This window comes from Flavobacterium aureirubrum, assembly GCF_038739835.1.
GTDB lineage: Bacteria > Bacteroidota > Bacteroidia > Flavobacteriales > Flavobacteriaceae > Flavobacterium > Flavobacterium aureirubrum.
In genome coordinates this window covers 139,159-153,701 of record NZ_JBCGDO010000004.1, presented here as the reverse complement: position 1 = coordinate 153,701, position 14,543 = coordinate 139,159, and the positions used below count along the sequence as shown (strand labels likewise).

13 protein-coding genes are annotated in these 14,543 nt (G+C 31.1%); 12 read left to right on the top strand and 1 reads right to left on the bottom strand.

Features of this window, described 5'->3' with window-relative positions:
- Positions 1 to 4 precede the first annotated feature (4 nt).
- From WFZ85_RS05180 to WFZ85_RS05155, 6 genes are read left to right on the top strand one after another with little or no spacing between them, the layout of a single operon-like run.
- Positions 5 to 643, top strand: a complete 639-nt coding sequence (locus tag WFZ85_RS05180; protein ID WP_342695216.1) for a NeuD/PglB/VioB family sugar acetyltransferase — start codon at positions 5 to 7, stop codon at positions 641 to 643.
- Between the two features lie 2 nt (positions 644 to 645).
- Positions 646 to 1,197: a sugar transferase gene (locus WFZ85_RS05175; RefSeq protein ID WP_342695215.1), complete on the top strand. Its 552-nt coding sequence runs from the start codon at positions 646 to 648 to the stop codon at positions 1,195 to 1,197.
- Positions 1,198 to 1,209: 12 nt separating this feature from the next.
- Positions 1,210 to 2,346 carry a DegT/DnrJ/EryC1/StrS family aminotransferase gene (locus WFZ85_RS05170; RefSeq protein ID WP_342695214.1) on the top strand — a complete coding sequence of 379 codons (1,137 nt, stop codon included), beginning with the start codon at positions 1,210 to 1,212 and terminating at the stop codon, positions 2,344 to 2,346.
- Between the two features lie 51 nt (positions 2,347 to 2,397).
- Positions 2,398 to 4,341: a polysaccharide biosynthesis protein gene (locus WFZ85_RS05165; protein WP_342695213.1), complete on the top strand. Its 1,944-nt coding sequence runs from the start codon at positions 2,398 to 2,400 to the stop codon at positions 4,339 to 4,341.
- A 47-nt stretch (positions 4,342 to 4,388) separates the two neighbouring features.
- Complete coding sequence (locus tag WFZ85_RS05160; protein WP_342695212.1) at positions 4,389 to 5,168, top strand: polysaccharide biosynthesis/export family protein; 780 nt, start codon at positions 4,389 to 4,391, stop codon at positions 5,166 to 5,168.
- A 1-nt stretch (position 5,169) separates the two neighbouring features.
- Positions 5,170 to 7,563, top strand: coding sequence for a GumC family protein (locus WFZ85_RS05155; protein ID WP_342695211.1), 2,394 nt, complete (start codon positions 5,170 to 5,172; stop codon positions 7,561 to 7,563).
- Here the strand turns inward: WFZ85_RS05155 and WFZ85_RS05150 are convergent.
- Entirely contained in the window at positions 7,546 to 8,283 is a 738-nt protein-coding gene (locus WFZ85_RS05150) for a tyrosine-protein phosphatase (protein WP_342695210.1), read from the bottom strand. The genes WFZ85_RS05155 and WFZ85_RS05150 overlap by 18 nt on opposite strands.
- Before the next feature lie 339 nt (positions 8,284 to 8,622).
- Here WFZ85_RS05150 and WFZ85_RS05145 point away from each other — a divergent pair, with 339 nt between their 5' ends.
- The 6 genes from WFZ85_RS05145 to WFZ85_RS05120 all read left to right on the top strand — a co-directional run bounded on the left by WFZ85_RS05145 (position 8,623) and on the right by WFZ85_RS05120 (position 14,543).
- The gene (locus WFZ85_RS05145; protein WP_342695209.1) at positions 8,623 to 9,489 is read left to right on the top strand and encodes an ABC transporter permease; all 867 of its coding nucleotides are present in this window, start codon (positions 8,623 to 8,625) and stop codon (positions 9,487 to 9,489) included.
- Positions 9,489 to 10,772 (top strand): ABC transporter ATP-binding protein, encoded by a 1,284-nt coding sequence (locus tag WFZ85_RS05140; RefSeq protein WP_342695208.1) that lies wholly within the window; start codon positions 9,489 to 9,491, stop codon positions 10,770 to 10,772. The genes WFZ85_RS05145 and WFZ85_RS05140 overlap by 1 nt, the downstream gene beginning before the upstream one ends.
- Before the next feature lie 85 nt (positions 10,773 to 10,857).
- Positions 10,858 to 11,628: a class I SAM-dependent methyltransferase gene (locus tag WFZ85_RS05135; protein ID WP_342695207.1), complete on the top strand. Its 771-nt coding sequence runs from the start codon at positions 10,858 to 10,860 to the stop codon at positions 11,626 to 11,628.
- Positions 11,621 to 12,553, top strand: a complete 933-nt coding sequence (locus tag WFZ85_RS05130; RefSeq protein ID WP_342695206.1) for a GDP-L-fucose synthase family protein — start codon at positions 11,621 to 11,623, stop codon at positions 12,551 to 12,553. The genes WFZ85_RS05135 and WFZ85_RS05130 overlap by 8 nt, the downstream gene beginning before the upstream one ends.
- Positions 12,550 to 13,725 (top strand): DegT/DnrJ/EryC1/StrS family aminotransferase, encoded by a 1,176-nt coding sequence (locus WFZ85_RS05125; RefSeq protein WP_342695205.1) that lies wholly within the window; start codon positions 12,550 to 12,552, stop codon positions 13,723 to 13,725. The genes WFZ85_RS05130 and WFZ85_RS05125 overlap by 4 nt, the downstream gene beginning before the upstream one ends.
- Positions 13,725 to 14,543 carry an alpha-1,2-fucosyltransferase gene (locus tag WFZ85_RS05120; RefSeq protein WP_342695204.1) on the top strand — a complete coding sequence of 273 codons (819 nt, stop codon included), beginning with the start codon at positions 13,725 to 13,727 and terminating at the stop codon, positions 14,541 to 14,543. Before WFZ85_RS05125 ends, WFZ85_RS05120 begins: the two co-directional genes overlap by 1 nt.

Sequence of the window (14,543 nt, the reverse complement as noted above, 5' to 3'; positions counted from 1 at the left end):
TACAATGGCAAATAAAAAACTAATCATCATTGGTGCCGGAAGTGTCGGCAAATTCATTGCATATAATAACTATAATTTTATAGAAAGCTATGAAATCATTGGTTTTTTAGACGATGATATTACTAAACACAATGCCATTATTTCGGGAATTCCTGTATTGGGATCGGTTGATAAGTTAATCGAATTTACTAACAGTGGAATTGCTGTAGTATTTGGTATTGCTTTCCCTAAAGTCAAAAAAACATTGTATGATAAATACAAGAATTTAGATTTTGAATTTCCTTCTTTAATTTCAAAAAACGCTTGGATTTCAAATGAAGTAACAATTGGTAAAGGCGCGATACTTTATCCAGGAATTTCGATAAATTATGAAACATTTATTGGTGATTTTGTGGTAATGAATATGAATTGTGCCATTGGTCACAATTGTGCTATTGGTTCCTTTTCGTCTTTTTCGCCTGGCGTAAACCTAGGTGGAAATACTAAGTTAGGTGAAGCTGTTGAAATGGGAATTGGCTCTTGTACTTTACAAGGAATTAGTATTGCTGATAGCAGCAAAATAGGTGGACAAGCCATGGTGACTAAAGATATAAAAGTAACGAGCACTGTAACAGGTATTCCAGCGAAATCAAGTACTTCATAATTTTGAGTAAAAGACTATTTGATTTACTATTTTCATCTGTTATCCTACTTTTTTTAATCGGATTTTTATTGGTTTTTTACATTCTGGCTAGTATACAATCTAAATCCAATGGGTTATATCTCCAGCAACGAATAGGTCAGTTTGGAAATCCATTTACTATTTTTAAGTTAAAATCAATGCATGACAAAAGCCAAAAAGTTACCCCTTTTGGCGCATGGATGCGAAAACATAAAATAGATGAACTTCCGCAGTTTTTTAATGTTTTAATAGGAAATATGAGTATCGTTGGACCTAGACCTGATGTGGCTGGCTATTATGATACTTTAGAAGGAGAAAACAGAAAAATTCTTCAACTAAAACCCGGAATTACTAGTGAAGCCTCACTAAAATATAAAGAGGAAGATGAACTTCTAGCTCGAAAAGAAAATCCAAAAGAATATAATGATACCATAATTTTCCCCGATAAAGTAAAGATGAATTTAGATTACTTTTACCGTCAATCTTTTTGGTTGGATATTACTATTATATGGCGAACAATACAGCATTTAAAATAACTAATTTTACAAATGAATAATTCAAAAATATGGCTTTCTTCGCCACACATGGGTGGAACGGAACAACAATTTGTGCAAGAAGCATTCAATACCAATTGGGTTGCGCCACTTGGACCAAATGTTTCAGGATTTGAAAAAGATTTAGAAAATTTCCTTGGAAATGAAGTTTTTGTAGCTGCCTTAAGTTCAGGCACTGCCGCTTTACATTTAGGATTACTATTGCTGGATGTAAAAGCAGGTGATGAGGTTATTTGTCAGAGTTTTACCTTCTCGGCCTCTGCCAATCCTATTGTATATCAAGGTGCCATTCCCATATTTGTAGATAGTGAACCTAGTACTTGGAACATTTGTCCAAAAGCTTTAGAAGAGGCAATTTTAGATAGAATTGCTAAAGGAAAAAAACCCAAAGCAATTATTGCAGTGCATTTATATGGAATGCCTTTTGATGTAGATGCTGTACTGGAAGTTGCCAATAAGTTTTCTATTCCTGTTTTAGAAGACAGTGCTGAGTCCTTAGGAAGTCATTTCAAAGGCAAAATGTGTGGTACTTTTGGAACCTTAGCCGCTTTATCATTTAATGGAAATAAAATAATTACGACTTCAAGTGGCGGCGCATTAGTTTCTTCTGAGGAAAAAGTGAAAGAAAAAGCCGTTTTTTTGGCTACTCAAGCGCGAGATGTAGCACCACATTATCAACACTCAGAAATAGGATACAATTATAGATTGAGCAATATTTCGGCAGGAATAGGCAGAGGTCAAATGCAAGTTTTAAATGACCATATTTTGAAACGCAGAGCGATGCATTCTTTTTACACTGATTATTTTCAAAAAATGGATGGAATAGCCGTTTTTAAAGAACCAAATGAGAATTATTATTCAAACCATTGGTTGTCTTGTATTATTTTTGATGTAAAAAAAATAAACAAAAGTCCAGACGAACTTAGACTATTTCTAGAAACCAAAAATATTGAAACACGCCCTTTATGGAAACCTATGCATTTACAACCTATCTTTAAAAAATACCCTTATTATGGAGGTTTTGTATGCGAAAATTTATTTGCAACAGGTTTATGTTTACCATCTGGATCCAACTTAACATATTTCGATAAAGAAAGAATTATAAATGCTTTTGATGAATTTTTTAAATAGGATGCTTTTATTGTTAATTTTATCTTAAATTTGTTTGTTAGATTATTCATTATGATAACATCAATACTTCAAACCTTCATAAAAAAAATATTTAATAATAGATTCCAAAACATTGGCTATCTTCCTCGTTGGATCATTTTTGTTATTGATATTTCAATAGTTTTGGTGGCAACATTGATTAATTATCTTATTATAGATAGTTTATCTGTATCATTTGAAAGTCCGCTTGATCGACCAATAAGTTCAATTATTGTAGCTTTTGTAAATGCTGGTTTTTTTGTTTTTTTTAGGACTTATGCAGGAATTATACGCCATTCTACATTTATTGACGGTGTAAAGTTGTTAATAGCAACATCATTTTCGTATCTCTTTTTGATGGTTGTTAATTTCAGTATATACTATTTTTATAGTACCAAATTATTTTTATCAACTGGGCTATTTATCACCTACGTCATATCGTTTTTGCTTCTTTTTTTATTCAGAATTTTAGTTAAAAATATTTTTGAAACTTATTTTCAGGCTATCAATAAAAATAATTTAATTAAAGCTGTTATTTATGGTTCTGATGCCAATGCTATTTCTGTTGCCAATGCTTTAAAAACGGAAAAACCAGCACGTTTTAAACTCACTGCTTTTATAGATAAATTTCAGCAAGTAAAAACATCTAAAAGTATTTTAGATTTACCAATCATCAACCAGACGAAAAGTGTTCATGTCATTATGCGAAGTGTTGGTGCTGAAGCATTAATAATTGCTGAAAAAAGCTTGACAAAAGAAGAAACAATAGCTTTAGTTGAAGAATGTCTTGAATATAATTTCAAAGTATTTACTGTGCCATTGATTACTGATTGGGAAGACCAAAAGCAAATTTCAAATCAATTAAAAAACTTTGATATTGAAGACCTTTTAGAACGCAAACCTATTGTATTAGACAATAAAAGAATTTCATCTCAAATAAACGGTAAAACGGTTTTAATTACTGGTGGCGCTGGTTCAATAGGTAGCGAAATCGTTCGGCAAATTCTGCAATATGAACCAAATCACTTAATTATTTTAGATCAAGCCGAGTCACCACTCCACAGTTTAAATCTCGAAATCGACACTTTGTCAAAATCAATAGAAATTAAAACGATTATTGCCGATATCCGCAATTATGAAATATTAGAAAGTGTATTCAAAAATTATGAGCCTAACTATGTTTATCATGCCGCTGCATACAAACATGTACCGTTGATGGAAGAAAATCCTGCTCAAGCAATATTTACCAATGTTTTGGGAACAAAAAATTTAGTCGATTTGTCTGGTAGATATGGAGTAGAAAAATTTGTTTTAATTTCTACCGATAAAGCTGTTAACCCAAGTAGTGTAATGGGCGCAAGCAAGCGAATAGCTGAAAAGTATGTCCAATCGTATAATTTCAAACTACAAAAAAAGTCAAATAGTTCTACAAAATTTATTACAACTCGTTTTGGAAATGTTTTAGGATCCAATGGTTCAGTAGTTCCTTTGTTTAGTCAGCAAATTCAGGAAGGTGGTCCTATAACTATAACTCATCCTGATATTATTAGGTATTTTATGACTATTCCGGAAGCGTGTCAGTTGGTTTTAGAAGCCGGCGCAATGGGAAATGGTGGTGAGATTTATATATTTGATATGGGGAAACCCGTTAAGATTATAGATTTAGCTAATAAAATGATCCGATTGGCAGGATTTATTCCTGATAAAGAAATAAAAATCAAGATTATTGGATTACGTCCGGGAGAAAAATTGTATGAAGAGTTGTTAAACGATACTGCGAAGACTTTGCCCACACACAATGAGAAAATTATGATAGGATTGGAGCAAGCAGAAAATTTTGAAATTTTAGAATTAGATATTGAAGAATTATTACAAACAGCAAAATTTTCATCCAACGATGATATCGTAGCCGTAATGAAAAAAATAATTCCTGAATTTAAAAGTATGAATTCAGTTTTTGAAACATTAGATACCTAAGTCATAATTTACTTCTACATTATACTATATTTGCAAAAAAAAACATTATGCCCATCACCTTTTCTTCGAAACTCTGTTTATTTTTGATTTTCTTTCTTTTTTTATCGTGTGCTTCAAGAAAAGATGTTGTTTATCTTCAGGATATTGAGAACACAAAAACAACAGCAAATGCTCTATCTTACGAACCAGTTTTAAAAAATGACGATTTATTAAGTATCATTGTCTCGGCCGACGATCCTGAAATTACTTACATGTTTAATATCCCACAAATACAAGGAAACTATCAAGTAGAGGAAACTCAATCAAATATTAGAACTTATCTTATAGATAGTTATGGTCAAATCGAATTTCCAGTTTTGGGTAAAATAACGTTAGCTGGTTTAACTAGAAAGCAAGCAGTTAATGAACTGACAGAAAAGGTAAGACCTTATATTAAAAACCCAACTATTAACATGCGTATCTTAAATTATAAGATTGCAGTTTTAGGTGAAGTTACAAGGCCGGGAACTTTCACGATGAAAAGTGAGCGAATAACCGTTTTTGAAGCTCTTGCCAACGCTGGAGATTTAACTATTTTCGGAAAAAGAGATAACATATTAATTATACGAGAAAATAATGGTACTAAGTCTTACAACAGAGTAGACATTACTAATTCTGATTTTATAAACTCAGACTTTTATTATCTAACTCAAAATGATGTAGTTATAGTGGAGCCTAATAAAACTAGGATTAATTCTTCTAAAATAGGTCCAGATGTGCAGGCTTTGTTAGGATTAGCTGGACTTGTTGTGTCATCATTATCATTAATAATTTTATTAACAAGATAGCATGAATGAAAATTTTACTCAAAATAGGTTTCAGGACGAAAGCATAAATTTTCGTGAACAAGTAGAAAGCTATCTAAAATATTGGCCCTATTTTTTATTTTCAGTTATCGTAACTTTATTTTTTGCATTTATATATTTGAGATATACGCAACCTCAATATAAAGCTGTCGCTACCATTTTAGTCAGAGATGACAGAAAAGGTAATTTTCAATCAGAAATGAGTTCATTCAATGATCTTGGATTGATGAACATTAAGAATAATGTTGATAATGAGATTGAAGTAATTAAATCGAGAAATATCGTAGAAACTGCTATCAAAAAACTTAATTACAACATTACATTTTTTGCTGAGGGAAGAGTTAAAACCCGAGAACTTTATGAAAACAACCCTATCGGAGTTTCATTTTTTGAAATAAAGGACAGTTTTTACACCAATCCACAAAGTTTTACCGTAGATTACAAAACAGACCAAACTTTTGAACTTAAAAACATGAATGGCACCGAATTAGGGACATTTCGATATGGAACAATTATAAGTTTGCCTTATTCTAAAATGGTCATCACAAAAAACACAATAAATCCCGGAGATGGTCTAGAAAAAGAATTTTCTATTCAGATGACCATTAATAGAATGGCGCAAGTAGTTCAAAGCTATAAAAACAGATTGTCGGTTTCACCCTTAAATAAAAATTCCAGCGTGGTAGAATTGGCGGTTGTAGATGCGGTTCCTGAAAAAGCGGAGGACTTTCTTAATGCCGTTATTGCAATTTATAATCAAGATGCCATCGATGATAAGAATTATATTTCAAAAAATACGCAGAAATTTATTGATGAACGGTTAAAATTTATTTCAGAAGAACTAGGCGATGTCGAAAAACTTGGTGAAACTTTTCTAAAGAGTAATCGATTAACTGATATTCAAAGCAATGCTGAATCATTTGTACAGAATTCCAATGAATTTCAGCAGGAATTAATTCAAACAGAGACACAGATTAAAGTAGTGAACTCGATGATTGAGTATTTAAATAATGCTCCAAAAGATGCGATTATACCCAATAATATTGTATCCTCCGATGGAAGTGCCTCAAATACTGGCGAATTAATAAGTCAGTATAATAGTTTTGTTATTCAAAAGAACAGAAACTTATCTAATGGTGGCACCGAAAAAAATGCAACTGTTGTCAATCTAAATAATAAGATTAACGACATGCGATTAAATATAACAGAAAATCTTAATCGTTTAAGTGCTACATTACAAATAAAAAGAGGTGATTTAGAAAAGCAAGAAAAATTTTTAAATAGCAAAATAACTAATATACCCAGTCAAGGTAGAGAGTTCAAAGTGATTGATAGACAACAAAAAATTAAAGAAACACTTTATCTTTATTTACTTCAAAAACGTGAAGAAATAGGTATCACACTTGCTGTTACTGCACCAAATGCTAAAATTATAGACACCGCTTTGGTGTCAAAATCTCCTGTTTCTCCCAAGAGAAATTTGGTTCAGATTTTTGCTCTTTTAGCTGGTTTGGGCATTCCTTTTATGGTTATTTTTATAAAAGATTTTATAGATACTAAGGTTAAAAGCAGACGCGATATAGAAAAAGTAGTAACTATTCCTTATTTGGGCGATATTCCGTCATCTGAAACTAGTGACAAGATTATTGAAGTTGATAGTCGTTCTAGCTCAGCGGAGGCAATTCGGATGATACGAACTAATCTTGATTTTGTAATTGGTGCAATTGATGAAACTAAGTGTAAAACTATTTTTATAACTTCATCGATACCAAAAGAAGGAAAAACTTTTGTATCAGTAAATCTTGCGGCAACCATAGCTTTGACTTCAAAAAAAGTACTCATCATTGGACTTGATGTTAGAAATCCGAAATTGAATAGCTATATCGACATTCCTGCAAAAGGATTAACTAATTATCTTGCCAAGAATGAACAAAACATCAATGATTATATTGTTAAATTAGACAATTATGATAATTTTTATGCACTACCGTCGGGAGTAATTCCACCTAATCCAGTAGAATTATTAAGCTCCAATAAAATACATGATTTGTTTGACGAATTAAAAAAAGAGTACGACTATATTATTGTTGATACGCCACCAGTTAGTTTGGTTACTGATACGTTACTGATTGCTAAAAACGCGGATGCTTTTGTTTATGTTATTCGAGCTAATTACCTAGATAAAAGAATGTTAGGTTTTATACAAGATTTATATCAAGAGAAAAAACTACCAAATTTGTCTGTTGTTTTAAACGATACCGACTTAAAGAAATCTTATGGTTATGCATATGGTTACGGCTATGGTTATGGCTATGGCTATGGATTGGAAGAAAATGTAAAACCAACATGGAAAGAAAAATTATTCGGCAAAAAATGAATTTTTTTCCATTAGTTGAATGAGTAGTTTTTGGTCATCGATTGCTATTTTTCTGTTAAAAGACTCTATATGTTTCTCGTGGTGAATATCGCTTCCCACAAAATTATAAACGTTATCTTTTATTAGTTTATTTGCCACTTTTGTCACCATTGGGCCATAATAGTTTACTGTTGACAGTAGATTCAGTTGAAAGTAACATCCAGATGATTTTAATTTATCATATTCTTTATAATTGTTATGATAGAATAAGTATCGTTCAGGATGTGCTAAAATCGGTTTGTAGCCTGCTAATTGAATTTCAAATATAATTTCATAAAGTTGCAAAGGTGGGTACAAATAAGACATTTCTACCAAAATATACTCTTGTTTTAATGTTAATAGTTTTTCGGTAGCCATTCTTTTCAAAAAATAGCTGTCAAGCATATATTCGGCAGCGCAACTGAAATTTCCCTGATTAATAGTATCTGGAATTGCATTTAAAGTTTGCGAAAATGTAGAAATAATTGAATTTTCAGTATTATCCCAAACATCTGTAATAATATGAGGTGTTGTAATTATTTTTTTTATTCCAATTTCTTTCATTTTAGAAATTAAAGAAATAGTTTCTTCAATATTTTTTGCACCGTCATCAATCCCAGGAAGCAAATGTGAATGAATATCAATATATTCGTGAGGAATACATTCAAGTAGTGATGGTTTAAATTTTGAAAAGAAAAACAATTTATAGTAAGTTTAATTAATTGTAAAGCTATCGTTTTTATCTAAATTAGTAGACATCTATCACTAAAAATTAGCATCTATTTTTTTAATTCACTAAAAATACAAGTATTTCAAACAATTTTTAAACCCAGTATACAACACTTTTGTTTTGATTACTTTTTTTGTCTTTGTAAAGTTCAGTTGTTACTATTTCCTGTTGAGTAGGCTTTCAATAATAAATAAAGTTTAGTGTAGCACACTATAAAATAATGAAATTAATTACTACTAAGCTACATTCTACCATATCGAATTTATATATTTGCAAACATCGCTATACAAAATTTACCTGTATATAAAATAATGAAAGAAGTACATTCAGCACAACAATGGGATCTCGTCATTAAAGGTCGTACTACGCTTTTTGATGTGCGTTTTAAGGAAATTTGGCATTATAGGGATTTATTGTTTTTGTTTGTGAAAAGAGATTTTATCAGCTTTTATAAACAGACTGTCTTAGGACCACTATGGTTTTTTATCCAACCTATTTTTACTACCATAGTTTTCAGCTTCGTTTTTGGAAAGCTAGCAGCTATCGGCACGGATGGTCTTCCACAGTATTTATTTTATCTTTCTGGAATTACGGCATGGCAGTATTTTTCTGACTGCTTAACAAAGACTAGTACTGTTTTCAAAGATAACGCCTCGATTTTTGGAAAGGTCTACTTTCCCCGATTAATTATGCCGTTAAGTATTATCGTTAGTAACCTCGTCCGTTTTGGTGTTCAACTTTTACTGTTACTTACGATGATGGTTTATTTTTATTTGAAACCAATGGAAGGAGCAACTTTCGCAGTTTCAAATGCTATTTTCTTCTTTCCTATATTGGTTATTTTAATGGCCTTACTTGGACTTGGAATAGGTTTAATTATTACGGCTATTACTACTAAGTACAAAGATTTAACATTTTTGGTCACCTTTGGTGTAAATTTGATGATGTACGGTACAACAGTAATTTATCCCTTGAGTGAAGTTCCTGCTCAGTACAAAAATCTAATTGAGCTAAACCCCATGACAGGAATAATTGAAGGATTTCGCTACGCCTTTTTAGGTAAAGGGGAATTTTCTGTTTGGAGTGTCGGTTATTCCGCCATTATAACGTTTGTTTTGCTTTTGATTGGAATTCTTATTTTTAATAAAACAGAAAAAAACTTCGTTGATACTATCTAATGAATAAACCCGTAATACTAGTTGAGAATTTATCAAAAGCTTATCAAATAGGGCAAATAGGAACCGGAACTATTTCGCGTGATCTAGAGCGTTTTTGGATTACCAAAATTCTTGGTAAGGAGGATCCTTTTCTAAAAATTGGAGAAACTAACGATAGAAGTATAAAAGGAGAAAGTGATATCGTCTGGTCGTTAAAAGATATCAATTTTGAAATAAATGAAGGTGACGCAGTTGGTATTATTGGGAAAAATGGTGCTGGTAAAAGTACTTTATTAAAACTATTATCTCGTGTAACTAGCCCAACAACGGGAGAAATTAGGGTCAAAGGTAGAATTGCCAGTTTACTAGAAGTAGGCACAGGTTTTCATCCCGAATTATCTGGAAGAGAAAATATTTATCTCAATGGTGCTATTCTTGGAATGCGCAAAAAGGAAATCACGAGGAAGCTAGATGAAATTATCGACTTTTCTGGTGTTGAACGCTATATTGATACCCCAGTAAAAAGATATTCTTCGGGTATGTATGTTAGATTGGCCTTTGCTGTTGCTGCTCATTTGGAATCAGAAATTTTAATCGTAGATGAGGTATTGGCTGTGGGTGATGCCGAATTTCAAAAGAAGTGTCTCGGAAAAATGGGAGATATTAGTAAAGGTGAAGGCAGAACTGTTTTATTTGTGAGTCATAATATGGCGGCTGTAAAAGGACTTTGTCAAAAAGGAATTTTATTGGAAAACGGATTGATTAAGAGTATTGGTGATATCAATTCGGTTATGAATTCTTATACTATAACAACTAGTTCAAAAGTAAGCAAAGTATTTTTTAATGAGAATACTAAAAGAACGGGCAGTAAAAACTTGGAATTTTTGTCTTTAGAGATTAGTAATCATAAGCATAACTTGACACAAGAATTTTCCATTGGAGATGATTTGAATATTCGTTTCAGAATTAAAAACAATTCCAATGAAATTAAATCTGAGGTTGGCATACAAATTAAAACCGCGGATGATATGCCTATATATCATTTTATTGCCGGGGATTCTAATTATATATTAAATCATACAACAAAAGAAGAAGAGTATTTAGTATCATTAAAAGATATACGGTTATATCCTGGTAATTATGTAATTCGTATTGCTAGTACAAACACAACTGGACATCAAATTTTTGATGATATTGAAAACGCAATTTTTTTTCAAATAATTGATGGTGGAAGTTATACAATTAGAAGATTACCAAAATCGATGGGTCTTTTGTTTTTAAATCCAGAATGGCAAAAACTTTAAAAAAAAGCATATATTTATATAAAAGACAGATACTTTAACAAATTGTTTTTTGTATGAGTAGATATTAAATAAACAAATTTTTAAAATGAGTTTAAAAAAAACTATAAAAAAGATTATTAAAAAAATTAAAATATTTTTTTTAAAAACTACTCCTAATCCATTAGTTGGTTCAACGAACGAGATTACAAGGGTTGTTTGGCTTGAAAAAACTTTAAAAAATATTCCGAGAGGAAGTAAAATATTAGATGCAGGCGCTGGCGAACAACAGTTTAAGAAATTTTGTAACCATCTTGAATATGTTTCTCAAGATTTTGCACAATACGAGCCAGAAGATTTGAATTATGGATTACAAATGGAAAATTGGGATTATGGTAAACTTGATATTATTTCTGATATAGCATCTATTCCAGTAGCGGATAAATCTTTTGATGCAATTATGTGTACCGAGGTTTTTGAACATATTGTCAATCCTCGAGAAGCGATTAAAGAGTTTTCAAGAATTTTAAAAAAAGAAGGTTATTTAATTATAACTGCACCGTTTTGCAGTTTAACTCATTTTGCTCCTTATCATTTTTATACAGGGTTTAATCTATTTTTTTATGAGACAGAATTAGTGAAAAATGGATTTAGCATAATAGAAATAACCCCTAATGGAAATTTTTTTGAATATTTAGCCCAAGAAATCAAGAGGTTGCCTCATATCGCAAAACAATACAGCAAAATAGTGCTTACTAAAAATGAAATTAATAAAATTCAAGAAATAAATTTATTACTTCAGAATTTATCTGATAATGACTCAAATTCATCTGAATTATTATGTCATGGTTATCATGTATTAGCAAGAAAAAATGATTAATAAAAACTCTAAAATTTTCATTACCGGACATCGTGGCATGTTGGGTAGTAAAACTTTAGATTTATTTAAAGAAAATGGATATTCCAATATCCTGACTGAAACACATATTGAATTAGATTTAACTAATCAACAAGCAGTTGACAATTTTTTTGAAAAAGAAAAGCCTGACTATGTTATACATATTGCAGCTAAAGTAGGTGGTATAAAAGCAAATATAGATAATCCGGCAATTTACTTGTATGAAAATTTAATGATGCAAGCCAATGTAATACATTCGGCCTATAAACACAATGTTAAAAAACTTGTTTTCATAGGTAGTTCTTGTATTTATCCTGCAGAATCTCCTCAGCCAATGAAGGAAGAATATCTTTTGGCTGGTAAATTGGAACCCACCAATGAAGGTTATGCTATTGGTAAAATTACTGGGATAAAATTATTGGAGACCTATCATAAACAGTACAGCTTTAATGGTATAAGTTTAATTCCAAGTAATTTGTATGGTCCGAATGATACTTTTGACCTCAGTCATGCCCATGTATTGTCCTCATTGGTCAAAAGATTTATTGATGCTAAAAACAATAATGAATCATCAATAACACTTTGGGGAACTGGAATTGCACGCCGAGAATTTTTGCATGTAGACGATTTTTCTAAAGCTATATTGTATTTTTTTGAAAATTATAATAATCCAAATCCAATCAATATTGGGCCAGGAACTGATATCAGTATTAAAGAATTGGCAATACATATTGCTCATAAAATAAACTATACGGGTTTGATTTTATGGGATGATTCTAAGCCAAATGGCATGTTACGAAAATGCATGGATGTTTCAAAAATGAAAAGCCATGGTTTTGAACCTATAATTTCGCTTGACAAAGGAATAGACCAAGTGATTGAAAGTTATAAAAAACAAATACTATGAGAATACCATTAATGCGAAAAGCATTTCTTAGAGAAGAAGAAACAAAAAAAGCGCTGGCCAACTTTATTATATCAGCCGATAGATTAAGTATGGACGTAGAATGTAGGAAATTCGAAATAAAATTTGCAGCATTTCAAGGTTCTAAACATGCTGTTTTATTTAATAGTGGAGCAAGTGCGAATTTGGCAATGCTACAAGCTTTAAAAAATCTAGGCAAACTAAAAGAAGGAGATAAAATAGGTTTTTCGGCATTGACTTGGTCTACCAACACCATGCCTATTCTGCAATTAGGAATGATACCTGTAGTTATCGATGTTAGACCAGATGTAATCAATACCACCTCAGAAAATCTACTTGAACGATTAGAAACTACAGTTTTGCAAGCGCTTTTTATCACCAATATACTTGGATTTACTGGAGATATTGATGTGATTAGAAAAATTTGTATCGATAAAAATATTATTTTAATTGAAGACAATTGTGAATCTTTAGGGACACAATTACCCGAAGGGAAAGCTGGAAATTTTGGAATTGGTGCTAGTTTTTCTTTTTTTGTAGCACATCACATGAGTACAATTGAAGGTGGAATGGTTTGTACAAGTGATGATGAATTTGCTGAAATGCTAACTATGGTTAGAGCCAATGGTTGGGATAGAAATCTCACAACTGAGCAGCAACAAAAATGGAGAAGTCAACATGGCATTGAATCAGATTTTCAAGCAAAATATACTTTCTATGATTTGGCATATAATTTTAGACCAACCGAAATAACGGGTTTTTTAGGTCAATATCAAATGCAGTTCTTAGAAGAAAATATCCAAAAAAGAGAACAAAATTATTTCAGAATTGAAAAAATAGTAAAAGACAATCCTGATTTTATTTCTCTAAAACACAGTCATATTAAGACACTTTCTACCTTTGCATTTCCTTTTGTTTGTAAAACTCCAGAATTACGAGACTACTATTTGCAAAAGTTTCAAGCAGCAGGAGTAGAGATACGCCCAATGATAGCTGGAAATATGCAGGAACAACCCTTTTATAAAAAATATATATCGATAATATACGATATGCCAGGTGCATCAATGATGCATTCTAATGGTTTTTATAGTGGTAATTATCCCGAATTATTGGAAGACGATTTAGTACTAATTGAAAATTTACTTAAGAAATAATGATTATTATTAGAATCATTGGGGGGTTAGGAAATCAAATGTTTCAATATGCCATGGCAAGATCGATGTCAATAGAAAAAAAACAAAATTTTAAACTAGATATTTCAGCATTCGACACTTATACACTTCATAATTATTCTTTGCAACATTTCAATATTGAAGCTAACTATTACAAAAAGGCAAACAAATTCTTAGAGAAAATAATAAACCTATTTTATAAAGAAACCAAGTTTACCGAAACTGATTTTGGGTTTGATGAAAATTTTGTCCACCTGACTGGCGATACAATTTATTTAGAGGGATATTTTCAATCTGAAAAATATTTTAACAAACATGCTTCTGTCATTAGAAATGATTTTAAAGTAAAATCTAAACTAAAAGCAAAAACAATTGAAACTATCAGTTACATGAAAACGGTAAATGCAGTTTCAATACATATTAGAAGAGGTGATTATCTAACTAATGAAAAACATAATACTGATAAGGAAGATTATTATACATCAGCCATTGCTATTATTGACAGCAAAATTAACAACCCTGTTTTTTTTGTTTTTTCGGATGATATTGAATGGGTGAAATCAAATATAACCACAAAATTCGAAACAAATTTTATCGATTTTAATGATGTAATAACTAATTTTGAAGATTTGATATTAATGTCAAACTGCCAACACAATATTATTACTAATAGTAGTTTCAGTTGGTGGGGAGCATGGTTGAATGAAAATGAAAATAAAATTGTTATTGCACCCCAAAAATGGTTTACCGATGATACTAATAGTAACGATATTATACCAGATTCTTGGTTAAAAGTTTAG

What these genes read in the sequence shown, in the direction of transcription:
- WFZ85_RS05180 (WP_342695216.1), top strand. Translation starts at nt 5, where the DNA reads ATGGCAAATAAAAAACTAATCATCATTGGTGCCGGAAGTGTCGGCAAA.
- WFZ85_RS05135 (WP_342695207.1), top strand. Translation starts at nt 10,858, where the DNA reads ATGAGTTTAAAAAAAACTATAAAAAAGATTATTAAAAAAATTAAAATA.
- WFZ85_RS05125 (WP_342695205.1), top strand. Translation starts at nt 12,550, where the DNA reads ATGAGAATACCATTAATGCGAAAAGCATTTCTTAGAGAAGAAGAAACA.
- WFZ85_RS05130 (WP_342695206.1), top strand. Translation starts at nt 11,621, where the DNA reads ATGATTAATAAAAACTCTAAAATTTTCATTACCGGACATCGTGGCATG.
- WFZ85_RS05140 (WP_342695208.1), top strand. Translation starts at nt 9,489, where the DNA reads ATGAATAAACCCGTAATACTAGTTGAGAATTTATCAAAAGCTTATCAA.
- WFZ85_RS05155 (WP_342695211.1), top strand. Translation starts at nt 5,170, where the DNA reads ATGAATGAAAATTTTACTCAAAATAGGTTTCAGGACGAAAGCATAAAT.
- WFZ85_RS05145 (WP_342695209.1), top strand. Translation starts at nt 8,623, where the DNA reads ATGAAAGAAGTACATTCAGCACAACAATGGGATCTCGTCATTAAAGGT.
- WFZ85_RS05120 (WP_342695204.1), top strand. Translation starts at nt 13,725, where the DNA reads ATGATTATTATTAGAATCATTGGGGGGTTAGGAAATCAAATGTTTCAA.
- WFZ85_RS05165 (WP_342695213.1), top strand. Translation starts at nt 2,398, where the DNA reads ATGATAACATCAATACTTCAAACCTTCATAAAAAAAATATTTAATAAT.
- WFZ85_RS05160 (WP_342695212.1), top strand. Translation starts at nt 4,389, where the DNA reads ATGCCCATCACCTTTTCTTCGAAACTCTGTTTATTTTTGATTTTCTTT.
- WFZ85_RS05170 (WP_342695214.1), top strand. Translation starts at nt 1,210, where the DNA reads ATGAATAATTCAAAAATATGGCTTTCTTCGCCACACATGGGTGGAACG.